The 22,852-nt window shown below is 67.3% G+C and carries 22 protein-coding genes and 1 riboswitch; of the genes, 6 read left to right on the top strand and 16 right to left on the bottom strand.

Annotated features, from left to right (window positions below):
• Positions 1-39: 39 nt before the first annotated feature.
• The 3 genes from CPY97_RS04510 to CPY97_RS04500 are packed head-to-tail and all read right to left on the bottom strand — an operon-like array spanning position 40 to position 4,158.
• Entirely contained in the window at positions 40-543 is a 504-nt protein-coding gene (locus tag CPY97_RS04510) for a hypothetical protein (RefSeq protein ID WP_096420973.1), read from the bottom strand.
• Between the two features lie 22 nt (positions 544-565).
• Complete coding sequence (typA, locus tag CPY97_RS04505) at positions 566-2,473, bottom strand: translational GTPase TypA (protein ID WP_096420972.1); 1,908 nt, start codon at positions 2,471-2,473, stop codon at positions 566-568.
• A gap of 5 nt (positions 2,474-2,478) precedes the next feature.
• Entirely contained in the window at positions 2,479-4,158 is a 1,680-nt protein-coding gene (locus tag CPY97_RS04500) for a dipeptide ABC transporter ATP-binding protein (RefSeq protein ID WP_096420971.1), read from the bottom strand.
• Between the two features lie 53 nt (positions 4,159-4,211).
• Between CPY97_RS04500 and CPY97_RS04495 the strand changes: the two genes are divergently transcribed.
• Complete coding sequence (locus CPY97_RS04495; RefSeq protein ID WP_096420970.1) at positions 4,212-4,811, top strand: PH domain-containing protein; 600 nt, start codon at positions 4,212-4,214, stop codon at positions 4,809-4,811.
• Between the two features lie 8 nt (positions 4,812-4,819).
• On the opposite strand, the gene CPY97_RS04490 is transcribed toward CPY97_RS04495, so the two are convergent.
• The 3 genes from CPY97_RS04490 to CPY97_RS04480 all read right to left on the bottom strand — a co-directional run bounded on the left by CPY97_RS04490 (position 4,820) and on the right by CPY97_RS04480 (position 9,328).
• Positions 4,820-5,902 (bottom strand): ABC transporter permease, encoded by a 1,083-nt coding sequence (locus tag CPY97_RS04490; protein ID WP_096420969.1) that lies wholly within the window; start codon positions 5,900-5,902, stop codon positions 4,820-4,822.
• Between the two features lie 2 nt (positions 5,903-5,904).
• Positions 5,905-7,428, bottom strand: coding sequence for an ABC transporter permease (locus CPY97_RS04485; RefSeq protein ID WP_096420968.1), 1,524 nt, complete (start codon positions 7,426-7,428; stop codon positions 5,905-5,907).
• Positions 7,429-7,552: 124 nt separating this feature from the next.
• Positions 7,553-9,328: an ABC transporter family substrate-binding protein gene (locus CPY97_RS04480; RefSeq protein WP_231924036.1), complete on the bottom strand. Its 1,776-nt coding sequence runs from the start codon at positions 9,326-9,328 to the stop codon at positions 7,553-7,555.
• A gap of 371 nt (positions 9,329-9,699) precedes the next feature.
• On the opposite strand from CPY97_RS04480, the gene CPY97_RS04475 reads away from it, so the two are divergent.
• Both CPY97_RS04475 and CPY97_RS04470 read left to right on the top strand, forming a co-directional pair.
• Positions 9,700-10,479, top strand: coding sequence for a CPBP family intramembrane glutamic endopeptidase (locus tag CPY97_RS04475; protein ID WP_419866115.1), 780 nt, complete (start codon positions 9,700-9,702; stop codon positions 10,477-10,479).
• A gap of 10 nt (positions 10,480-10,489) precedes the next feature.
• A complete protein-coding gene (locus tag CPY97_RS04470; protein ID WP_096423351.1) occupies positions 10,490-11,008 on the top strand; it encodes a peroxiredoxin in 519 nt (172 codons plus the stop codon).
• Between the two features lie 84 nt (positions 11,009-11,092).
• Here the strand turns inward: CPY97_RS04470 and gcvP are convergent, their stop codons facing one another.
• The 5 genes from gcvP to CPY97_RS04445 form a co-directional block, all read right to left on the bottom strand.
• Entirely contained in the window at positions 11,093-14,035 is a 2,943-nt protein-coding gene (gene gcvP / locus CPY97_RS04465) for an aminomethyl-transferring glycine dehydrogenase (RefSeq protein WP_096420966.1), read from the bottom strand.
• 32 nt (positions 14,036-14,067) lie between these two features.
• Positions 14,068-14,439: a glycine cleavage system protein GcvH gene (gene gcvH / locus CPY97_RS04460; protein ID WP_096420965.1), complete on the bottom strand. Its 372-nt coding sequence runs from the start codon at positions 14,437-14,439 to the stop codon at positions 14,068-14,070.
• Between the two features lie 3 nt (positions 14,440-14,442).
• Positions 14,443-15,582: a glycine cleavage system aminomethyltransferase GcvT gene (gene gcvT, locus CPY97_RS04455; RefSeq protein WP_096420964.1), complete on the bottom strand. Its 1,140-nt coding sequence runs from the start codon at positions 15,580-15,582 to the stop codon at positions 14,443-14,445.
• Positions 15,583-15,735: 153 nt separating this feature from the next.
• Positions 15,736-15,828, bottom strand: a riboswitch (glycine riboswitch).
• 53 nt (positions 15,829-15,881) lie between these two features.
• Positions 15,882-16,064 carry a hypothetical protein gene (locus tag CPY97_RS04450; protein WP_096420963.1) on the bottom strand — a complete coding sequence of 61 codons (183 nt, stop codon included), beginning with the start codon at positions 16,062-16,064 and terminating at the stop codon, positions 15,882-15,884.
• Entirely contained in the window at positions 16,061-16,702 is a 642-nt protein-coding gene (locus CPY97_RS04445; protein ID WP_231924035.1) for an LON peptidase substrate-binding domain-containing protein, read from the bottom strand. The genes CPY97_RS04450 and CPY97_RS04445 overlap by 4 nt, the downstream gene beginning before the upstream one ends.
• Before the next feature lie 93 nt (positions 16,703-16,795).
• Here CPY97_RS04445 and CPY97_RS04440 point away from each other — a divergent pair, with 93 nt between their 5' ends.
• Positions 16,796-17,401 carry a DUF4395 domain-containing protein gene (locus tag CPY97_RS04440; protein WP_231924034.1) on the top strand — a complete coding sequence of 202 codons (606 nt, stop codon included), beginning with the start codon at positions 16,796-16,798 and terminating at the stop codon, positions 17,399-17,401.
• Positions 17,402-17,446: 45 nt separating this feature from the next.
• The gene (locus tag CPY97_RS04435; RefSeq protein ID WP_096420961.1) at positions 17,447-18,265 is read left to right on the top strand and encodes an SDR family NAD(P)-dependent oxidoreductase; all 819 of its coding nucleotides are present in this window, start codon (positions 17,447-17,449) and stop codon (positions 18,263-18,265) included.
• Here the strand turns inward: CPY97_RS04435 and CPY97_RS04430 are convergent.
• Entirely contained in the window at positions 18,231-19,385 is a 1,155-nt protein-coding gene (locus CPY97_RS04430; protein ID WP_096423347.1) for a calcium/sodium antiporter, read from the bottom strand. The two genes, CPY97_RS04435 and CPY97_RS04430, sit on opposite strands and share 35 nt — an antisense overlap.
• A 24-nt stretch (positions 19,386-19,409) precedes the next feature.
• Positions 19,410-19,913, bottom strand: coding sequence for a MarR family winged helix-turn-helix transcriptional regulator (locus CPY97_RS04425; protein WP_231924126.1), 504 nt, complete (start codon positions 19,911-19,913; stop codon positions 19,410-19,412).
• A 175-nt stretch (positions 19,914-20,088) separates the two neighbouring features.
• On the opposite strand from CPY97_RS04425, the gene CPY97_RS04420 reads away from it, so the two are divergent.
• On the top strand, positions 20,089-21,063 hold the full coding sequence (locus CPY97_RS04420; protein ID WP_096420959.1) for an EamA family transporter: 975 nt from the start codon (positions 20,089-20,091) through the stop codon (positions 21,061-21,063).
• On the opposite strand, the gene CPY97_RS13410 is transcribed toward CPY97_RS04420, so the two are convergent.
• From CPY97_RS13410 to CPY97_RS04410, 3 genes are read right to left on the bottom strand one after another with little or no spacing between them, the layout of a single operon-like run.
• Positions 20,965-21,624, bottom strand: coding sequence for a DUF2461 domain-containing protein (locus tag CPY97_RS13410; protein WP_161494072.1), 660 nt, complete (start codon positions 21,622-21,624; stop codon positions 20,965-20,967). The genes CPY97_RS04420 and CPY97_RS13410 overlap by 99 nt on opposite strands.
• Complete coding sequence (locus tag CPY97_RS13405; RefSeq protein ID WP_161494071.1) at positions 21,621-22,214, bottom strand: hypothetical protein; 594 nt, start codon at positions 22,212-22,214, stop codon at positions 21,621-21,623. Before CPY97_RS13405 ends, CPY97_RS13410 begins: the two co-directional genes overlap by 4 nt.
• 10 nt (positions 22,215-22,224) lie before the next feature.
• The gene (locus CPY97_RS04410) at positions 22,225-22,653 is read right to left on the bottom strand and encodes a DUF1761 domain-containing protein (RefSeq protein ID WP_096420957.1); all 429 of its coding nucleotides are present in this window, start codon (positions 22,651-22,653) and stop codon (positions 22,225-22,227) included.
• Between the last annotated feature and the right edge of the window lie 199 nt (positions 22,654-22,852).

Here is a 22,852-nt window from a genome sequence, read left to right as displayed (position 1 = left end):
CATCCGGATGTTTCATGCACACGTATATATGCGGAGTCGCTACTGCGGTGTCACAACGTAGGTCGCCGTGACCTCACCCTGTGCATCGGTCGCGACCGACAGATCGACCCGATACTCGGCCGAGGTGAAAGCTCCGTAGCCGCTCGTGGCGTCGCTCGACACCCCGCTCGCCGTGAACCCGGCGTCCTCCAGAGCGCCCTGCGCCCCGGCAAAAGCGCTCGCCTCGTCGAGGCGTGTGCGCACGACCCAGCCAGAACCCTCCGGCCCAGCCCCGCCGCCCAGCACCTGACCGACGAGCGGAATGCCCTTCGGGAAGCTCGACGGGAGGGATCCGTCGGTCGTCAGCTCAACCCCGCCCAGCACATCGCCGACCAGCCCGCGAATCTCCTCGTCGATGCCCGACGTGATCTGTTCGACTTCCTGACCGACGAGACCCTCGACAATGTTGTCGATGGGGGTTCCCGTGCTGCAGGCGCTCGCGCCCAGCGCGATCGTCGCGGCGAGTGCGGCGACGGCAAGAGGACGACGATGACGGGTGACCATGGAGGGCTCCTTTGGGTGAGACTTAGGCGTTCTGGCGCTTCAGACGGCTCGTCGCGCGGGCGCGCAACGTCTGGTCGAGCTCCACCTTGCGAATGCGCACGATCTCGGGCGTGACCTCGACACACTCATCTTCGCACGCGAACTCTAGGCATTCCTCGAGAGTCAGCTGACGCGGGGGCGTGAGACGCTCAAGCTCCTCCGCCGTCGACGAGCGAATGTTGTTGAGCTTCTTCTCTTTCGTGATGTTGACGTCCATGTCGTCGGCGCGCGAGTTCTCGCCCACGACCATGCCCTCGTAGACCTCTTCGGTCGGCTTCACGAAGAATGTCATGCGCTCCTGCAACGCCATCATCGCGTTGGTGGTGACGACACCCTGGCGGTCGGCGACGATCGAACCGTTGTTGCGGGCCACGATCGAGCCGGCCCACGGCTCGTAGCCGTGCGCAATCGCGTTGGCGATGCCCGTGCCGCGGGTGGTGGTGAGGAACTCGGTGCGGAAGCCGATCAGGCCACGGCTCGGCACGAGGAACTCCATGCGCACCCAGCCGGTGCCGTGGTTCGTCATGCCCTCCATGCGGCCGCGGCGGGCGGCGAGCAGCTGGGTGATCGCGCCGAGGTACTCCTCCGGCGCGTCGATCGTGAGTGCCTCGAACGGCTCGTGCAGCTTGCCGTCGATCGTCTTCGTGACGACCTGGGGCTTGCCGACCGTGAGCTCGAAGCCCTCGCGGCGCATGTTCTCGACGAGGATCGCGAGGGCGAGCTCTCCGCGGCCTTGCACCTCCCACGCGTCGGGGCGACCGATGTCGACGACGCGGATCGAGACGTTACCGATCAACTCGCGGTCGAGGCGGTCCTTCACCATGCGCGCGGTGAGCTTGTGGCCCTTCACCTTGCCGACGAGCGGGCTCGTGTTCGTGCCGATCGTCATCGAGATAGCCGGCTCGTCCACGGTGATCGCCGGAAGCGGGCGAACATCCTCGGGGTCGGCGATGGTCTCGCCGATCGTGATGTCTTCGATTCCCGCGATCGCGACGATGTCGCCGGCCATGGCCGACTCGGCCGGGAAGCGGTCGAGCGCCTTCGTCTTCAGCAGCTCGGTGATGCGCATGTTCTGGTGGCTGCCGTCGTGGCGCACCCACGCGACCTGCTGGCCCTTCTTCAGCGTGCCGTTGAAGATGCGCAGCAGCGCGATACGGCCCAGGAACGGCGAGGCGTCGAGGTTCGTCACGTGCGCTTGAAGGGGATGCTCGTCGTCGTACGTCGGAGCCGGAATGTGCTCGAGGATGGCCTCGAACAGGGGCTCAAGGTCGTCGTTGTCGGGCAGCGAGCCGTCAGCGGGGCGCGTACGGCTCGCCGCGCCGGCACGGCCGGAGGCGTAGATGACGGGCAGGTCGAGGATGGCATCGACGTCGAGGTCGGGCACCTCGTCCTGCAGGTCGCTGGCGAGACCCAGCAACAGGTCGTGCGTTTCCTCCTCGACGGCCTCGATGCGCGCATCCGGCCGGTCGGTCTTGTTGACGAGCAAGATGACGGGGAGCTTCGCCGCAAGCGCCTTGCGCAGCACAAAGCGGGTCTGCGGTAGGGGCCCTTCGCTGGCATCAACCAGCAGGACGACGCCATCGACCATGCTGAGGCCGCGCTCGACCTCACCGCCGAAGTCGGCGTGGCCGGGGGTGTCGATCACGTTGATCGTGATCTCTTGGCCCCCCGAGTGCTTGCCGGTGTAAATCACCGCCGTGTTCTTGGCGAGGATCGTGATGCCCTTTTCGCGCTCGAGGTCGTTCGAGTCCATCGCGCGCTCTTCGACGTGCGCGTGCGCGGCGAACGAGTCGGTTTGGCGAAGCATGGCGTCGACCAGGGTGGTCTTGCCGTGGTCGACGTGGGCAACAATCGCCACGTTACGCAGGTCGGAGCGGGTGGCGAGCGCCATAAAAATTAGTCCTTGGTGGCTTGGCGGCTCTCACGACGCTCGCGCTGCGCTACCGGGTCGGGAAGCGGCACGGCGGCGATGAGGCGCTGAGTGTATGGGTCTTGCGGGTTGCGCAGAATCTGATCGCGCGGGCCCTGCTCGACCAGCTTACCCCGGTGCATGACCGCAATGCGGTGCGCGAGCATATCGACGACCGCGAGGTCGTGGCTGATGAACAGGCAGGCGAACTGCAACTTCTGCTGGAGATCCTGCAGCAGGTCGAGGAAACGGGCCTGAACCGAGACGTCCAGCGCGCTCGTCGGCTCGTCGGCGATCAACAGGTCGGGGGCGAGGGCGAGGGCGCGCGCGATGCCGACACGTTGCCGCTGACCGCCCGACAACTCGTGGGGGTAGCGGTTGCGGTAGCTCTTCGGCAGCTCGACCGACGTCAGCAGGTCTTCGACGCGCTTCGACAGCGCCTCGCCCTTCGCCTCGCCGGCAAGGAACAGCGGCTCACCGATCGACTCACCGATCGGCATGCGCGGGTTCAGGCTCGAGCCCGGATCCTGGAAGACGATGCCAGCTTTGCGGCGGAGGGGGCGCAGCTCTTTGGCGTTCGCCTTCGAAATGTCGATGCCGGCCGAGATGAGCGTGCCCTCCTTGATGGGAAGGAGGCCGACGGCGGCGCGGCCCAGGGTGGTCTTACCCGAGCCCGACTCGCCCACGAGGCCCACGATCTCACCCGGATACACGTCAAGGTTGATGCCGTCGGCGGCACGGAAGGCCGGCACGCGGCCGCGCTTGGGGTACTCGATCGCCACATCCTTGAACGACAGGATCGGGTCCTGTCCGGTGCGCTCGGCGACGGCGGAGCCCTCGTCGGTGGAGTGCTGGCCGAGGTGCGGCACCGAGCTGAGCAGAGACTGCGTGTAGGGGTGCTGCGGCTTCGTAAAGATGTCGAGGGCGGTGCCCTGCTCAACGACACGGCCGTCCTTCATGACCATCATCGAGTCGGCGAGGTCGGCGACGACGCCCATGTCGTGCGTGATGAGGAGGATCGCCGAGTCGAGGCGCGTGCGGAGGCTGCGGAGCAGCTCGAGGATCTCGGCCTGCACCGTCACGTCGAGTGCGGTAGTCGGCTCGTCTGCGATGAGCAGCACGGGGTCACACGAGATCGCCTGGGCGATCATGGCGCGCTGGCGCTGGCCGCCCGAGAGCTGGTGCGGGTACTTGTTGAAGGCGATCTCCGGCTCGGGCATCTCGACCTTGGTCAGCAGCTCGATCGCACGCTCTTTGGCCTCGGCAGGCGTCATGCTGAAGTGCGTGCGGAGGGTTTCCACTAGCTGGAAGCCGACCGTGTAGACGGGGTTCAGGGCCGTCATCGGCTCCTGGAAGATGACCGCGATCTGGTTTCCGCGCACCCGGCGCAGCTCGCGCTGGTCGAGGCCGGCGATCTGGCGCCCGAGGAGTTCGATTGAACCGGTGACACGGGCGGTGGGCGGCAGCAGGCCGAGAAGGGCCATCGAGCTCGAGCTCTTGCCGGAGCCGGACTCGCCGACGATGGCGAGCACTTCACCGCGCTTGACGCGGTAGTTCAAGTCGATGGCTGCCGGGTAGTACTCGCCGTCGACCCAGAAGTCGACGCCGAGGCCGTGCACGTCGAGAACCGTCTCAACGGCCGTCGGGGTGGGGGTGGTGGTGCTCACGATGCGTCCTTTGTGAGGAGAGTGGTGGGGGCAGAGTCTGAAAAGCTGGTGGCATGCGGTTGCAGCCAGTGCGTTTTCGCCCCGTGTTCGGTCGAGTCTTGAGTGTGGTGGTCGCGATCATCGCGGCCAGCGCCCTGTCGGGCTACCTGTTTGCCGGAGACCTGGAGGGTCTCGCGCGCTACGGCTGGTGGTACGTTCTCGGCGCCGCGTCCGTCATTGCCATGTACTGGTCGCCCAGCGTTTTGGTGACCGAGGACGAGGTGACGGTGCGAAACCCGCTTGCGACCTGGCACGTGCCGTGGGGCGCCATTCAGCGCATCGACACGAAGTTCGCCCTGACGCTGTTCACCGAGCGAGCCCGCATTGAGGCGTGGGCGGCCCCCGCGTCGGGTCGCTACACGGTATTCCGCCTCGGCCCCGACGACACGAAGGTGACCGAGTCGGCGAAGGTCGCCGGCGCGATTCGCCCCGGCGACAGCCTCGCGAGCGAGAGCGGTCAGGCCGCCGATTACATCCGCCGGCACTGGGAGCTCTTGCGCGACGACAACCTGCTGGATGCCGACACGCGCCCCGTGACGCGCGTCTGGCACGTCGCCACCCTGCTGGCGCTTGCGGGTCTCACGCTCGCCGGCATCCTGGGTGCCGCGCTGTAGGGCCTGCATCAGCGTGCCTGGGCGGCGGCGCGAGCCGCTTCTGCCTTCTTCAGTGCGCGCTCACTGGGCAGTCGCTTCTGACGCGGGTCGAAGGCGTCGCGCAAGCCGTCGCCGATGAAGTTGATCGACAACGCGATTGCGATGATGAACACACCCGGCCACCAGAAGAGCCACGGACGCGTGTTGAACGCCGCCTGGTTGTCGCTGATGATCTTGCCGAGCGAGGTGTCGGGTGCGGTCACACCGAAGCCGAGGAAGCTGAGGCCGGTCTCGAGCAAGATCGCGGCGGCCATGAGTAGCGTGGTGTTGACGATGATCACGCCGATCGCGTTCGGCAGGATGTGTTTGAACACGATGCGGCTGTCGCTCGCACCGGCAACGCGGGCGGCGTCGACGAATTCGCGTTCTCGAAGGCTCAGCACTTCAGCACGCACCAGACGGGCGAGGCCAGTCCACACAAAGAAGCCGAGCACCAGGGCGAGGAAGAACGCGCCCTGGCCGCCGATCGCACGGCCCACGACGGCGCCGACGACGAGCACGGGGATCGTGATGATGATGTCGGTGAAGCGCATGAGCACCGAGTCGACCCAGCCGCGGTAGTAGGCCGAGACAGCGCCGATGACGGTGCCGATGAGCGTGGCGAGCAAACCGACGATCACCATGATCGTGATCGACTGCTGCGTGCCGCGCATGACAACCGCGAAGATGTCACGGCCGACCGTGTCTTGGCCGAACGGGTGATCGCCGAGTCGGATGCCGTTGCCGCCGAGGAACTCGGGGATGATGCTCAGCGTTGGCACACCGCGGTTCTGCGACGGCGGAATCTCGGTCCACGTCCACTGCCACCAACCGGCGGTCTTGACGGTGAGTTCGAAGATCTGGAAGTCGATTCCGACGCTCGAGAAGGCGAGCACGACGATGAAGACGAGTACCGCGAGCGAGACCATGGCGCCCTTGTGCCGGAAGAACCGGCGGCGGACGATCTGAGACTGGCTGAGGCCCTCGACCTCCTTCATCTCGATCGCGTTTTCAGCGGATTCGACCGTGCCGGGGTCGTTGTGTCCCGGTTCGTTTACTGGCGTAGTGGTCATGATTACGACACTCGGATTCGCGGATCGAGGATTGCGTAGACGATGTCGGCGATCATGTTGAACAGGATCGCCAGACCGCCGACGACGACGAAGAAGGCCATGACGGGGTTCGGGTCAACGCGATTCAGGCCGTTGACGAACAACTGGCCCATACCGGTCCAGCCGAAAACCGTCTCGGTGATGACCGCACCACCGACCAAACCGCCAATGTCGAAGGCGACAATGGTGGCGATGGGGATGAGCGCGTTGCGGAAACCGTGACGAACGACGACCGTTCGCTCGGCGAGGCCCTTGGCCCGTGCTGTGCGGATGTAGTCCTGATTCATCACCTCGAGCATGCTCGCGCGTGAGTAGCGGGTGTACGTCGCGAATGAGATGAGGATCAAGGCGATCGTCGGCAACAAAAGATGGGTGTAGATGTCGACGCCCTCCACCCAGAGCGAGCCCTGAAGGTTAGGGGTCGACGAGCCGATGGTCGCGATGGGGCGACCGCGGATGCGGCCCGAGTTGGCGTAGGCGGGCCAGACCTGCATGAAGCGATCAAGAGCGATGACGAACGCCGTAATGAAGCCGGTGAAGCCCGTGATGCGCATGATCGAGCCGCGGTCGTGGCCACCGAGGAAGTAACCGACGGCCACGCTCACGGCCACGGCCGCGAGAGCAAGCGCCAAGAGCATCCACCACTCGGTGATGAAGAACGAGATATACGTCATGAACGGGAAATAGAAGGCAACACCGATGGCGGCCGTCACGAGCGCAGCGATGAGCGCGCGACGGTTCTGCAGCCCCGTGATGATCGCGGTCATGGCGAAGGCTGCACCCACGCCGGTGAGGACCACCCCAACGATGCCGATCTGCGGCACGCTGAACCAGTCGACCGCGTTCATGTAGAACAGCGTGATCGTCGCGGCGGAACCCGCCACCAGCGCGGTGATCGCTTTCCGGCGGAACTTACCCGGAATGATCGACGACCACAGGATCGCCGACACCACGGCTATGCCGATGATCACGTTGGTCGGGACGACCGGATTTCGCTCGAGGAAATCGTTGAACCCGATGGCCACGAACTGCTTGAGCAGTACCGCGACCCAGAAGATCGGCAGCGAGAAGAACAAGAACGCGATGAAGGTGACGGCGTAGTCGTAGCCGGAGTACTGACGAAGGGCCGTGGTGATACCGACGATCAGGCCCAGGATGATCGCGACGATCGTCGCGATCGTGACGAGCTGGATGGTCGAGCCGATGGCCTGGGCGAGCATCGCGTTGACGTCTCGGCCTTCAACGCTGACGCCGAAGTCTCCGCGAATAATGCCGCCGAACCAGATGAAGTAGCGAAGAGGCGGAATCACGTCCAGGTTCAGCTGGCGGACTCGAGCCTCAATGAGTTGCTCCCGGTTGGGAGCTTGACTGGCGCGCAGATCTTCAAGGGGGTCACCGGAGAAGGCGACCAGGTTGTACATGAGGAACGTTGCGGCCAGCAAGACGAAGACCGACGCGATCAGGCGCCGGATGACGAACGTGAGCATAGGGGTGGTTGTGCCTATCTGGGATGGGAGGAGGGTGCCTACCAGGGGGGAGCGCTGGGGCCGCTTGTAGCGACCCCAGCGCTCTCAGGGAGAACTGACGCGAAAGTCAGTCGTCGGCGGAGGTTTACTCCTCGACGATGTTCGTGTCAGTCGGCTCCCAATCCCAGATGTTCCAGAAGATGGTCGGCGACAGCGGCCCCGGGTTGACACCCGTCACTCGGTCGCTGTAGGCGGTCACTGCCGGGAACTGGAAGATGGTGACTCCGTAGAAGTCGTCCATCAGGAGGCGGTCGATCTCGATCTGGATCTCGATCTGTCGCTCCTCGTCAAGCGTGGTGTCCAGCTCGTTCAGCAGCGCGTCAACCTGAGCGTTCGAGTAGAAGTTCAGGTTGTTGCCGCCGGTGCTGAGGAACGTCGACGACGAGTTGGTCACGCCGAGGCTCGTCGACTGCCAGCCGAAGAACACGGCGTCGTAGGCGCCCGGCGTGCCGAGGAGGCCACCCCACTCGGCGCTTCCGCAGTCTTCGACGGCGAAGCCGGCCTGGGTAGCCGACTGCTGGATGAGCGCGAAGATGTCGACACGACGCGGGTTGTTGTTCGCGTAGAGGATGCAGACGGGCGGGTTGTCAACGCCAGACTCGGCGATGAGCTCCTGAGCCCGCTCGATGTCAACCTCGCCGAAGCGCTCGGCCATGCCGTTGTTCTCGACGGTCTCGTCGTAGCCGGGGGCACCCGGAACGAACAGCTGCGAGTTGCGCACCTGAGCGTCGGGGTTCAGCGGCTGGATGAGGGTCTCGACGATCTGCTGACGCGGGATCGTGAGGAGGAACGCCTCGCGGAGGAGCGGGTTCTCGAACGTGTCATTGCGACCGTTCGCGAACTGCAGGTCGACGTGCTCGTAGACCGCGTCTTCGCCACCAAGAACGTTGATGTTGTCGAGCGCGGCAAGCGCGTCGGCAACGTCTGCCGTGGCCTGGGGCGAGATGACGTCAACCTCACCGTTGGCGAGCGCCTGGACGGCGGCCAGCGGGTCGCTGATGAAGCGAACGGTGACTTCCTGAATCTGCGGCTGACGGTCACCGACGTAGTTCTCGTTGGCGGTCAGGGTGATGTACTGGTCGGCCACGAAGTCGGTGATCGTGTACGGGCCCGAGCCAATGACGAGGTCAGTGTCGGCCGGCATCTCGCTGAAGTTGTAGCCCGAGTTCCAGAACGACGAGATCGCGGCAAGCGCCTCGGTGTCGTTGTTCTGCACGGCGTCGATGAGCGCCTGCTTCGCCTCGGCCGGGTCCTCAATGCCGAGAGCCTTGCCGGCGGTCACGTGCGCGGGCACGCCCACAGCGAACACGAGCTCCCAGTCAACGAAGATCTCGTCGTAGACGAGCGTGATCGACTTGCCGTCGATCTCGGGAGTCTGGGTGACCAGCGGCAGACCCACGCCACCCGCCGTGTCGAAGAACACCACGTCGGTCGGGAAGTCGTCGGTGAACTCGCCGGTCTCAGGGTCGGTGAACTCGCTGGGGTCGAAGTCCGGCGTGTTGACGTTGCCCGAGTTGGCGGCCCACGCGAGCAGCATGTCGGCTGCGTCGACCGGGGTGCCGTCCGACCAGACGACGTCGTCGTTGATCGTGTACTGGACGGTGAGCGGGTCTTCGTTGATGACCTCGTAGGTACCGAACGATTCATCGCGAACGAGCGCGGGCTCGTTGTTGTAGTAGTTGAACCCGGCGTTGGTCATGTAGGTGATGTTGGCGTTGGCCGTGGCGTTGCCGAACGACGTTGCATCGTTGTACGAGTAGAACGCCTGGTTCCACGCGACGACAATCGACGAACCCTCTACGATCTCCGCGCCTGGCTCGGGAGCCGAGCAAGCGGAGAGAACGAGAGCGCTAGCCGCCACGGTGGCCGTCAGGGCCCCGAATCTGCTGATACGCAATTTTCCTCCTGTGCAAGTGGATCGCAAGGGCACGTTCCGAGCGCACCCTTACGCCTGTTGGATATGACCCTAAAGAGGGGGGCACACCAAGGCCAAACCCTAGGCCCATTCGTTACACACCAGTAACGCGATTGAGCCGAGCCTGGGGAAAACGGCGATTACATGCGCCAAACGAGCATCCTGCGCATTAATCGTGCGCGCCTCCCCTCCGAGTGCGCCGAAGCGCGCTACTCAGTGCAGATACAGTGCGGGCGCCGTGCACCAACCGTTGTGGGGATGCTCACATGAGCACGGGCACAGCGTCTCCAAGATTGCGGTCCCCCCACAATGGAGACGTGACCGCGTCCTCACCGCCTTCCAGCCCTCGTCGGATCCGCGCGGAAATCCTCATCGTCCTCGGCCTGTCGCTGGGCATGAGCGCCCTATATTCCATCGTCAACATCATCAACCGGGCGACGCGAGACGTTCCCCTCAGCCAGCAAACGGCATCAATCAACGTGTCGCGTGACCAGCGCGAAATATTCGACCTGCTGTACCAGCTGCTCGGCACCGTCGCAGCCCTCGTGCCCGTCGCGCTCGTGATCTTCCTGCTCTGGCAACCACAGCGCCCGCACCTTGGGAAGCTGGGCATCGATGGCATGCGGCCGTGGCGTGACACCCGCGACGGGATCGGACTGGCCGCACTCATCGGCATTCCTGGGCTGTTCGTCTACCTGGGCGGTCGCGAACTCGGGCTCACCGTCACCGTGGTGCCCACCGACCTCGGCGCGTACTGGTGGACGGTACCTGTTCTTCTTTTGGCTGCCGTGCGGGCCGGCGTGCTCGAAGAGGTCATCGGGGTCGGCTATCTTTTCGCCCGGCTGCGTGACCTCGGCTGGGGGCCGTGGACGATCATTCTGACCAGCGCTCTGCTGCGCGGCGCGTACCACCTGTATCAGGGGGTCGGGGCATTTTTCGGCAACGTCGCCATGGGCATCATCTTCGGGTGGCTGTACCAGCGCTACGGGCGCCTGATGCCGCTCGTGATCGCCCACTCCGTGCTCGACGCTGTGATCTTCGTGGGATACCCCTGGGCGGCGACCGCGTTCCCAGGCGTCTTCGGGGTACCCGAGTAACGCTGTGGCGATGCCCGCCCTCGAGATTGGCCGCCCCGCCCCCGACTTCACGCTGCCCGGCGTCACCGTCGTTGACGGCACCGCACAGCACCGGCACTTCTCTCTGCGCGACATGCGCGGCGCGCCCGTCGTGTTGGCGTTCTACCCGGCCGACAACTCGGCGGCCTGCACCGCGCAGCTCTGCTCGTACCAGTCAGAGCTCGCGGGCTTCGAAGCGCTGGGTGCCCAGGTGTGGGGCATCAGTCGGCAAGACGCGACAAGCCACGAATCGTTCGCCGCTCGCCAGGGATTGTCGTTTCCGCTGCTGGCCGATGAGAAGGGCGACGTCGTCGAGCAGTACGGCGTGAACATGTTCGGCATCGGCACGCGACGTTCGATCTTCATCATCGACGCCGATGGCGTGCTGCGATGGAAGCATGTCGCTCTTCTCGGCGTGCGTTTTCAGAGCGCGGCGCGCATCCAGGAGCAATTGCGGATGCTCGACGCGCGAGGCGACGCCGGCGCGGTTCGCGACGACGCCGCCTCGTAGGCGCGACTCGTCCTACGCGAAGGCCTCAGTCGCGCCGCAGGCGCGCACATCAACGCTGCCGGACGCCGATTGAGGCGGTCGCCGCTAGGCGAACGCCTCAATCGGCGGACACGCGCAGACGAGGTTGCGGTCGCCGTAGGCCTGGTCGACGCGGCGCACCGGCGGCCAGTACTTGTCGGCCCGAGTCGCGCCGAAACCGCCCGAGCCCGCGGTCGCCTCGTCGCCGTCGATGAGTGATGCCGGGTAGACCGCAACCTCGCGGCTGTAGGGGTGGGTCCACTCGCCAGCGATGGCGCTTTCGGCGGTGTGCGGAGCGTTCACCAGCGGATTGTCGTCGGCCGGCCATTCACCGCGCGCAACCGCGTCAGCCTCGTGCCGGATCGCGATCATCGCCTGCACGAAGCGTTCGAGTTCGGCCAGGTCTTCCGACTCGGTGGGCTCGACCATGAGGGTTCCCGCGACGGGGAACGACATGGTCGGCGCGTGGAAGCCGTAGTCGATGAGGCGCTTCGCCACGTCGTCGACGGTCACCCCGGTCCGCTCGCGCAGCGGCCGCAGATCGAGGATGCACTCGTGCGCCACCAGCCCGTTCTCGCCCGCGTAGAGCACCGGGTAGTGCTCGCGCAGGCGCAGCGCCACGTAGTTGGCGGCGAGCACCGCGTTGGCGGTCGCCTCGCGCAGCCCGTCGGCGCCCATGAGGCGCGCATACGCCCACGAGATCGGCAGGATGCTCGCCGAACCGTACGGGGCGGCCGACACGGGGGCGCCGCGGTGCTCGACCGACCCGACCGCTCCGGTCTCGAGGTCGAATGGCGGATGCTGGTGCATCTGCGCGAGCGGATGACCCGGCAGGAACTCGGCGAGGTGCGCTTTCGCGGCCACCGGCCCGACGCCGGGCCCTCCTCCGCCATGCGGGATGCAGAAGGTCTTGTGCAGGTTGAGGTGGCTGACGTCGCCGCCGATGTCGCCGTAGCGGGCGTAGCCGAGCAGGGCGTTCAGGTTCGCGCCGTCGATGTACACCTGGCCGCCGGCCTCGTGCACCACCGCGGTGACCTCCATGACGTCGTGCTCGTAGACGCCGTGCGTTGACGGGTAGGTGATCATGAGCGCCGCGAGCTCGTCGCGGTGCTCGGCGATTTTCGCGCGCAGGTCGTCGAGATCGACGTCGCCGGTGTCGGTCGTGGCGACGACGACGACGCGCATCCCAGCCAGAACCGCGCTGGCCGCATTCGTGCCGTGCGCGCTCGACGGAATCAGGCACACGGTGCGGTGCTCGTCCCCGCGCGAGCGGTGATATCCGCGAATCGCCAAGAGCCCAGCGAGCTCGCCCTGGCTGCCCGCGTTGGGCTGCAGCGAAACGGCGTCGTAGCCGGTCAACTCGGCGAGCCACGTCTCGAGGTGGCCGATCATGACGAGCGAGCCCTGCACGTCATCGAGCGGGGCGAACGGGTGCAGGCCGTTGAACTCGGGCCAGCTGACCGCCGCCATCTCGGTCGCGGCGTTCAGCTTCATGGTGCACGAGCCGAGCGGAATCATGCCGCGGTCCAGCGCATAGTCGCGGTCGGCGAGGCGCTTGAGGTAGCGCATCATCGACGTTTCGCTTCGGTGCGTGTGGAACACCGGGTGCGTCATGTACTCGGATGCACGGCGCAGGTTTTCGGGGATTCCCGACGACGTCTCGGCGCCAGGAGACACAAACCCCGAGCCGGGCGTCGCGCCGAAGACGCCGAGCAGGCGCGGCAGGAGGTCGCGGCTCGTCGACGTCGGCTCGTCGATGCTGAAGCGGACGGTGTCGGCGTCGACGCGGTGCAACAGCAGCTCGGCCTCGCGCGCGGCGACGACGATGTCGTCGGCGCGACCCGGCACCCGAACGGTGAGCGTGTCGAAATAGGCGTCGGTGGCGACCTCGATGCTGTTCGCCGCGAGGCGGCTGGCAACGGTGCGCGTCACGCTGGCGACCCGCTCGGCGATGCGGCGCAGCCCGTCGGGGCCGTGATAGACCCCGTACATCGAGGCCATGACGGCGAGCAGCACCTGGGCGGTGCAGATGTTGCTCGTCGCTTTGTCGCGGCGGATGTGCTGTTCCCGGGTCTGCAGCGTGAGGCGGTACGCGGGGCGGCCGTCGGCATCTTTCGAGACGCCGACGAGGCGGCCCGGCATCTGGCGCTCGAGACCGGAGCGCACCGCCAGGTAGCCGGCGTGCGGGCCGCCGAAGCCCATCGGCACGCCGAAGCGCTGCGTGGTGCCGACGGCGACGTCGGCGCCGAGCTCGCCGGGGCTCGTGATGAGCGTGAGGGCAAGCAGGTCGGCGGCGACCACGGCGAGTCCGCCGGCGTCACGCACGCGGGCGATGACGGCCGACGGGTCCCAGATGCGACCAGACGCGGCCGGGTACTGCACGAAGACGCCGAAGGCGTCGGGCAGCTCGGCAGGGTCGGTGTCGGCGAGCGGCAGGTAGACGAGGTCGAGGCCGAGCGCTTCCGCGCGGCCGTCGAGCACGGCACGGGTCTGGGCGAACAGGTCGTCGTCGACGAGGAAGACGTTCGAGGCGCTCTTCGACGCGCGGCGGGCGAGCAGCATGCCCTCGACGACCGCGGTCGCCTCGTCGAGCATCGACGCGTTGGCGGTGCCGAGGCCCGTGAGGTCAGCGACCATCGTCTGGAAGTTCAGCAACGCCTCGAGGCGCCCCTGCGAGATCTCGGGCTGATAGGGCGTGTACGCCGTGTACCAGCTGGGGTTCTCGAGCACGTTGCGCTGAATCACCGCGGGCGTGATCGTGCCGTAGTAGCCCTGGCCGATCAGGCTCGTGCGCACCGTGTTGTGCGAGGCGATGGCCCGCAGCTCGGCCATCACCTCGGCCTCGGTCGCGGGCGCCGGAAGCGTGCGCAGAGCGGCGGTCTGGCGGATCGCGGACGGGACCGCCGCATCCATCATCGCCTCGATGGTGTCGTAGCCGAGCGCGTCGAGCATGAGGCGCTGAGCGTCGGAGTCGAGGCCGATGTGGCGCTCAGAGAAGTCGCGGGACATGCGGTGGTGAGCCTCTTCTGTCGCTGGTGTGGTTACTCGCCGATGAGGGCGCGGTACTCGTCGGCGCTCATCAAGGCGGGCGTCTCGGCTACGCGCACCTTCACGAGCCAGCCGTCGCCGTAGGGGTCGGCGTTGATGGTTTCGGGGGCGTCGACGACGGCCTGGTTTGCTTCGACGACCTCACCGGAAACAGGGGCGAACAGCTCGCCCACCGACTTCGTCGACTCGACTTCGCCGACAACCGCACCCGGGGTGAGGGCGGCTCCTACGGCGGGCAGGTCGACGTAGACGACGTCACCGAGGGCATCGGCTGCGTACTGGGTGATGCCGACGGTGACGACGTCACCCTCGACGCGCACCCACTCGTGCTCGGCCGTGTACTGCAGGTCGCTCGGAACACTCATGGCTTACGCCTCTCGCTTGTAGAAGGGAAGGGGAACAACAGAAAACGGGATGGGCGTGCCCCGCACGTCGACGGCGAGCGCCGTTCCGTGAGCGGCGACATTGGGATGCACGTGCGCCATCGCGATCGGGACGCCGAGCGTGGGCGACAGCGCCCCGCTCGTCACGACGCCGACCTCGCGGTCGCCGTCGACGACGGGATAGTCGGCGCGGGCGGCGCGCCGGCCCTCGCCGACGAGCCCCACAAGTATCGGCGCGTCGGCCGCGGGGCCCTTCTCGACGGCCTCCTTGCCGACGAAGTGCGGCTTGTCGGTCACGACGACGCGGCCCAGCCCCGCCTGCACCGGCAGGGTCTCGCGACCGATCTCGTGACCGTAGAGGGGCATCCCCGCTTCGAGGCGCAGCGTGTCGCGGGCGGCGAGCCCGCAGGGCACGAGTCCGTCGGCCTCTCCCTCGGCAAGAATCGCGCGCCACAGCTCGGCCGCGTCGGCGACGTCGACGTAGAGCTCGAAGCCGTCCTCGCCGGTGTAGCCGGTGCGGGCAACGAGAACAGACCCGCCGCGCCACGCCATGCCCATCGCGGCGTAGTAGCGGAGCGTCTCGATCGTGGTGCCGAGCGACAGCTCATCGGTGGTACCGAGGCCCTCGACGCGTTCAAGGATGCGCTGGGCTGCCGGCCCCTGCAGGGCGATCAGCGCTGTTTGCTCGGTGAGGTCGACGAGTTCGACCTCGTGGACGCCGCGGCGGGCGTGCAGTGCCTCGACGACGGGCCCGCGGTTGCCGGCGTTCGCGACGACCAACCACTCGACCTCGCCCGTGCGATACACGATGAGGTCGTCGATGATGCCACCGTTGTCGGCCAGCAGCAGCGAGTACTTCGCCTTCATCAGCGGCAGGGTCGAGAGCCGGCCGGCGAGCGCCTCGTCGAGGTAGGCGCCGGCGTCCGGTCCGCTGACGGCGATCTCGGCCATGTGCGAGATGTCGAACAGGCCGGCGGCCCTGCGCACCGCGTGGTGTTCGGCAAGGTCGGAGCTGTACCGCACCGGCATGAGCCAGCCGCCAAAGTCGGTGAACGAGGCGCCGAGCGACTCGTGCTCGGCGTGCAGCGGCGAGGCTTTCGGCGGGGGTGTGACGGACTCGGTCATGGAGTTCCTTTGGGCGCGACGGTGCGGGGCTTCGGAACTCCCCCTCTGTCATGGTGCCTGAGAGCTTCGCGGGCCGGGCCATGCCGGTCGCGCTTTCACCGTGGGCGAGAGTCGGGCATCGCTGGGGATGCTCGCCCTGCTTTTCAGAGTGGCCTGCGGCGCGCGGTACGGGTGCCTGAGAGATTGGCGGGGAGGCTTGCTCCTTCGGCGCCCCGGCGTGGCCGGGGACTCTTCCGCGCGCTGTGACGGCCGAGTGTGCAGTTGTGAGCTCAGCGTACCAAGCCGGCGTGTTCCCTGCGCTACGCCGCGTCGTCGGGGCCGCGGCGCGCATCCTGATCGTCGTCGCGGTTGTCGCGGAAGTAGCGGACCGTCTGCCAGACGAGCACGATGACGGTGGTGAGCGCCATGAGCGCGAACACCGGAATCGCCCACGACGCGGTCGCGGGGTCGGCAGGAATCGGCAGGGCGTCGATCGGGGTCACGGCTCGAGGGTATCGATCTCGTCGTCCCAGTCGCCGGTCAGGGTCAGCATCTCGGCGGCCTCGAGGGTGAGTTCGCGCGTCGCCGTGAGCAGCTGTTCGGGTGTCTCGCTGCGCAGCAGCTTTTGCTGGTCGAGCGGGCCGAGCGGCGCGATCGCCGCCAACTGCCAGATGGATGCTCGGGGATCGTCATCGAGCTGGATATCGGCCGGCCACGGAACCTCCATGAACTCGCTCGCCTGGGCGATCGTGGCACGCACCACCGAGTCGACCTCGGCCATGAGCGGCAAAACTTCGTCGTCGACGTTGAAACTCGGCACCTCGCGCACGTCGGCAAGCGGGTACGGGTCGTCGGGACGCCACTCGGTGACCTCGATGCGCCGGTCGCCCTGCGCGACGAGGCCGATGAAGCCCTCACTCGTCTGCACTTGGGTGATGCGGGCGACGGTTCCGATCGGGAAGCGCTGCTCTCCCCCGCCAACCTCACTGCCGCGCTCGATGAGCACGATGCCGAACTCGGCCGGCTCGTTGCCGAGGATCTCGGAAAGCATCACGATGTAGCGCTCTTCGAAGATGCGCAGCGCGGTCGGCATGTACGGAAACAGCACGGACCCGAGCGGGAACATCGGCAGGACGGCCATGCCGCAAGCGTGGCACCGGTACCTGGCAATGGGCGGTGGCTCGGGAGCGACCGCACGCGACCGTTCAGATACCCCATGGGGTATAGTGTCGGCATGTCGACCACACCCCCCGAAGTGCGCGAACGACCGGTGATTGGGCAGTGGGTTATCGGAATCGATGTTCCCGTCGTCAACGAGCGCGCCGTGCGCGCGTCGGCGGGCATCCTGTTTCTTGCCGGATTCGCCGCGTGGCAGCACAGCGTGCTGACGGGAGACTTGCGGCCGATGCAGCTGTTCGGCATCGCCTTCGCCCTCGAGATGTACCTGCGCCTGTTCGTCGGCACCCGGTGGACGCCGACGCTCGCGCTCGGCACGCTCATCACGCGGCCGCAGCGCCCCGAATGGGTCGACGCCCGATCAAAGAAGCTCGCCTGGATGCTCGGCTTCGGCATGGCGCTCACCGGCTGTTTCGCGTTGGGCTGGCTCGGGCTCGCGCCCGCAATTGCCCAAACCATCTGCGCGATCTGCCTCGCGCTGCTGTTCGCGGAGGCCGCCTTCGGCTACTGCCTGGGGTGCGAGCTTGCGCGGCGCGTGTCTCGCGAAAAGCCGACGCTCTGCTCGGGCGACACCTGCACCTACACACCGCCCAGGCGCGGCGAGACTCATCGCATTCACGATGCGGGACGTTCGGCCCTGACCGATCGGTCGAACGAGCCCTAGCCTGTGAGAATCGCGCCATCGCGCGCACCACAGTCAAGGAGCGTCATGCAGATCACCGGCAAAGTTTTCGCCATCACCGGAGCCGGGAACGGCATTGGCCGCGAGGTTGCCCTCGGCATCGCCCGAAAGGGTGGCCACGTCGCCGCGCTCGACCTCAGCGAGTCGGGGCTCGCCGAAACCGCGGCCCTCGCCGAGGGGCTGCCCGGCCGTGTCACCACCCACGTCGTCAATATCACCGACCGCGACGCCGTGCTCGCCCTGCCGGCCGCGATCATCGCCCAGCACCGCCAGGTCGACGGCCTGCTCAACATCGCCGGCATCATTCAGAAGTTCGTGCCGGTGAACGACCTCGACTGGGACCAGATCGAGCGCGTCATCGACGTGAACCTCTACGGGGTGCTGAACACGATCAAGGCGTTCCTGCCGCACCTCGTCGCGCGCCCCGAGGCGGCGATCGTGAACGTCGCGAGCATGGGTGCCTATGCGCCCGTTCCCGGCCAAGGGGTCTACGGCGCGACCAAGGCGGCCGTCGCCCAGTTGAGCCGCGCCCTGCACTCGGAACTCATGGAGACGGGCGTATCGGTCACCGGGGTTTTCCCCGGCGCGATTGGCACGAACATCAGCATCAACTCTGGGGTCATGACCGACGAAGAAATGCAGAAGCTTACGGAGGCGGCGGGAGACAAGGCCCGCAAGACGACGGCGCCCGCCGAGGCGGGGAGCCAGATCATCGAGGCGATCGAGAAGGGCAGCTACGAGATCTTCATCGGCCAGGATGCGCGGTTCATGTCGCGCCTGTCGCGCCTGAACCCGAAGAAGGCCGCCGGCCTCATCTACTCGCAGATGAAGGGTCTGCTGGGCTAGGCGCCGCCGAATCTCGCTCGGGGTCGGCGGCCTGCCTGCGACCCCTGATGAGACCCACCTCGTACGCCGTGATGGCGATCAGGGTGATCGCGACGAGCGGCAAAACGAAGAAGACCATGACCGTCGTGAAACCGCTGAGGGCGTCGTGCTGCACCGCGTTCAGGATCAGGTACACGGTGTACGCAACGTAAAGGGCGACGAAAAGACCGCCCTCCCAGCGCGCGATCGCGAATCCGGTGAAGGCGATCGGCAGCAGCGCGACCGCGGCGGCGAGGGCGAGCGGCAGATCGAGTGCGATGGCCGACGCGGCGACGGGAATACCCGCCGGGAAGAACATCGCGGGGATTCCGAGCACGACACCGATGTTGAAGATGTTGCTGCCAACGATGTTCCCGACCGCAATGTCGCGCTCACCCCGGCGCACCGCGACGATCGAGGTGACGAGTTCGGGCAGGCTCGTGCCGATGGCGACGACGGTGAGGCCGATGACGAGGCTCGAGACGCCAAACCCGGTTGCAATGTTGGACGCGCCTTCAACCAGGAACCCTGCGCCGAGAACCAGCAGCCCGATACCGACGAGCACGAAGGCAACGGCTGCGGCGATCTGCGCAGCGGGAGACAGTTTGGACGGGGCCGCCGGAATGTCGAGATCGCCCGCGAGCTCGGGGTCGCGTTTGCTGAACCAGAAGCTCATGGCCACGTGAACGGCTGCGGCGGCAAAGAGCAAGATGCCGTCGAGTTGCGTGATCTCCCCATCGAGCGAGAGCGCGAGCAACAAGATCGTGATGCCGACCATGACCGGAATGTCAAAGCGCACCAGCTGCCGCTTCACGATGAGCGGCAGGAACATCGCCGATAGGCCGAGGATGAACAGCACGTTCACGATGTTCGAGCCGACGACATTGCCGACCGCAAGGTCGGGGTCGCCAGCGGCGACGGCGCCGACGGTGACCGCAAGCTCGGGCGCGCTGGTCGACGCCGACACGATGACAAGGCCGACGACGAGCGGCGCGATGCCGAGGCGTGTGGCGAGGGTTGAGGCGCCGCGCACGAGCGCCTCCCCGCCGGCGATCAGGAGCGCGAGGCCCAGGACGACACGGCCGACATCAAGAAGATCCACGAGCACATTCTACTGATACGAATTTCATGTTTTTGCTGGCAAGGCCTCGATGACGCGGCCCGGCGCCTCGAAGTGGGCGAGCCAGCGCGCGAGCCCTCCTTGGAGCGCGCCCCGATCATCCTCATCAAGGGCGGCGATGAGCCGATGCTCGTTGCGCATGTGGGCGGCGTAGGCGCGATCGATCAGGTCGAGGCCGGCCGGGGTCAGCGCGACGACGCGACCGCGGCGGTCAGATTCGGCGACCCGGCGCTCGATCAGCCCGGCCGTCTCGAGGCGGTCGCAGCGCTTCGTGAGGCCGCCACTCGTGATCATGGTGCGCTCGGCCAGCTCGCTGGGGGTGCGCTCGTAAGGCTCCCCCGCGCGGCGCAGCGCGGCGAGCACGTCGAACTCACCGGTCGAGAGATCGAACTCTCGATAGACCGCCTCGAGCTCGGTCGTGAGGTATGCGGCGACGCGGTGCAGGCGCCCGATAATGCCCTGCGGGCTTGGGTCGATCTCGGGGCGTTCGCGGCGCCACTCGGCTTGAATGCTCGCGACCCGGTCGCTGTCGCGCGGGTCGGTCTCGCGAGGGTCAGCCTCGCGGGGGTCGGCCTCGCGAGGGTCGGCCTCGCGAGGGTCAGTCTCGCGCGGGGCGTCGGCGTCGCTGCCTGAGAAATTACTCACGCGGGGAATATTACCTTCCCTGGAAGATATTATGTCTTCCATGGAAAATATTTGGCGCTGGATGCTCATCACCGCGATCGCGCCCATCGCGTGGGGCTCGACCTACGTCGTCACCTCGACGTGGCTACCCGCCGACGCCCCGCTGTGGGGCGCCGTCTGGCGGGCCCTGCCTGCCGGCCTGCTCTTGCTGCTGTTCGTGCGCGTGCTGCCTCGCGGCGTCTGGTGGTGGCGCTCGCTCGTGCTCGGCGTGCTGAACATCGGTGCATTCTTCGTGCTGATCTACGTCGCCGCCCAGCTGCTGCCGTCGTCGATTGCGTCGATGATCATGGCGATGGCCCCGATCGCGATGATGCTCGTCGCCTGGGGCGTGATTCGCGAGAAGCCGCAGCTGTTCTCGCTCATCGGCGCGGGGCTCGGCTTCGCAGGCGTCGTCGCGCTGCTCGCGACCGGCTCGGGCACCGTGAACACGGGTGGCGTGCTCGCCTCGCTCGCGGCCATGCTCATGTCGTCGGTCGGCTTCATCTTCACGAAGCGCTGGAGCGGCAGTGCTCCCCTGCTGCCGATGACGGCGTGGCAGCTGACCGCGGGTGGGCTCGCGATTGTTCCCGTCGCCGTCCTCGTCGAAGGTGCGCCCGCCCCCGTTACGGCGACCGAGTTCGGCGCCTTCGCCTACCTCTCCCTCGTCGCAACCCTCGCCGCGTTCGTCGGCTGGAACATGGGCCTGCGGAAGCTCCCGGCCGCTGCCGTGGGCCTCATCGGCCTGCTCAACCCCGTCACGGGCGTGCTGCTCGGCGTGGCCGTCACCGGCGAGACGCTCACCGCCCTGCAATTCGGCGGCATCGCGCTCGTGTTCGCGGGCATCCTGATCGGGCAGGCGCCCATTCGCGCCGCCGTGGCCGGAGCCGCCCGCCGCGTCCTACCGCGCCGCCGCCGGGTCGACCGCGGGGCCGATGTTCTCGACCAGCCAGGCGTTCCAGTCCGAGACGAGGCGCCATCCCTGCAGGATGCGGCCTAGGGCCTCAGCCCCGAACATCCAGTCGTCGATCGGGTGCGTGCGCGCGATCGCGAGGCTCGTCAGCTGCAACAGCGCGATTTTCGGATGCTCGCGCGGGTATCCGCGCGGAGCCGTCGCGAGCGCGCCCTCCCGCATAATCGTGAAGCCGCTCTCCTCAAGCTCCTCCAGAGTCGCTTCGAGGTCGCCGACGAGCCGGTTGTCGTCGACGAGGGCACGGAAGCGGCGCAGCTGGTCGCGGCTCGGCTGGTAGACGCCGCCGGCAAGCATCAGGCCGTGCTCGTTGAGCTGGCCGTGGAGCGCGGTGCCGTCGGCGGGGGTCGTCACGAAGCCGATGTGATCCTTGATGGGCCGCTTGTCGGCGCTGAAGCGCACGTCGCGGTGCGGGCGGAAGATCTTCACCGGCCCGAACTCGGCGCCGAGCACATCGGCGAGCTGCTCGACCGGCCCGCGCACCGTCTCGGCGTAGCGCGCCTTATTCGCCTGCCACCACTCGCGCGTGTTGTTCTCGGCGAGTTCGGCGTAGAAGCGTGGAGCATCGGGGTGGAAGCCGGCGAACGTCACGGCGCCTCCGTTTCTGTCGCGTGGTCGGCCTGCGCGGCGGCGAGCGCCGGGTCGGCCGGCGCGAGCGCGAGCTCGGTGCGCTCGGCCAGGTAGCTGGGAAGCGGCATCAGGGCACTGTCGGGCGCGCCGGGCATCCACCGAATAAGAATGCGGCCGTCGCGCACGACGACCGGGCCGGCGGCTTCGGCAGCGCCGCTCGCGACGGGGGTGGCGTCGAGCAACACGGTCGCGCCGTCGGGGAAGCCCACGTCGACGAGCTGCTCTTTCATTGCCCGCCGCTCGCGCGCCGACTCGGCCTGGTGGCCGGGCAGCACCTGCCGGGTTGCGCGCACGATCTGGCCGACGACGTACAGCCGCCCATCGGTGTCGACCGCGACGACCCCGAGCCGCCAGCCCACCCCGGCCCGGCGATACGTCTGCTCGCGCGGGAGGAACCCCAGACTCTTGCGCGCGCCGATCGTCGTGCCGAAGTGATCGTGCGGGTGTGCGGCCTGCGTGAGCCGCGCGACCGTGACGGCGAGCGCCGCGCGGTCGTCGGCGTGCATCCATTCGACCGCGTCGGCGGCGGATTCAGGCGGCGTGGGCGTCACGCGCGGCAGGCTAACCGAAGAGGCCGATGATCAGCCCGGCGAGGGTGTAGTTGAGCACGTCGCTGCCCACCTCAATCAGCCACACGCGGAAGCCCTGCTGCCCGAACAGGCGGTGCGAGAGCGAGCCGGCGGCCGTAAAGACGACGCCGAGGGTGAAGCCGATGAGCAGGCCGCCGACCGGGCCGACGGCACCGAACGCGAGGGTTGCGACGCCGATCGCGAGGGCGATGCCGATGACCTGCACGGCGGCGGCGATGGCGGTGCCGCCGAAGATGACGGCCATGTTCATGCCGCCGCTGCCCATGTCGTCGGGGTCTTTGCCGAGTGCCCGCCACCAGACGGGGAAGAACGTCTTCGGGCCGAACCAGACGGCGCCGGCGAGAAAGACGACGACGAAGGCGACGCCGACGGCGAGCCAGTTGATCGGGATGAGCTCCATGAGCGCGAGCGTAGACCCGGGGTGGGGGTGAACACGAGAGGTGGGATGGGGCGGAGACGGGCGGGCGCGCGCGGCCGCGAGGGCTGCGCGGTCAGGGCAATGCGCGCCGGGCCGGGTGCCGCCTCACCGCTCAACCCGCGCGTTCGGTGCAAGACCGGCCGAACGAACGCGCGGTGTTGCGCCAAATGGCCGGCGAGCG

It is taken from the genome of Microcella alkaliphila, assembly GCF_002355395.1.
In the GTDB taxonomy this organism is placed as follows: domain Bacteria; phylum Actinomycetota; class Actinomycetes; order Actinomycetales; family Microbacteriaceae; genus Microcella; species Microcella alkaliphila_A.
This window is presented reverse-complemented; position numbering and strand designations above follow the sequence as displayed.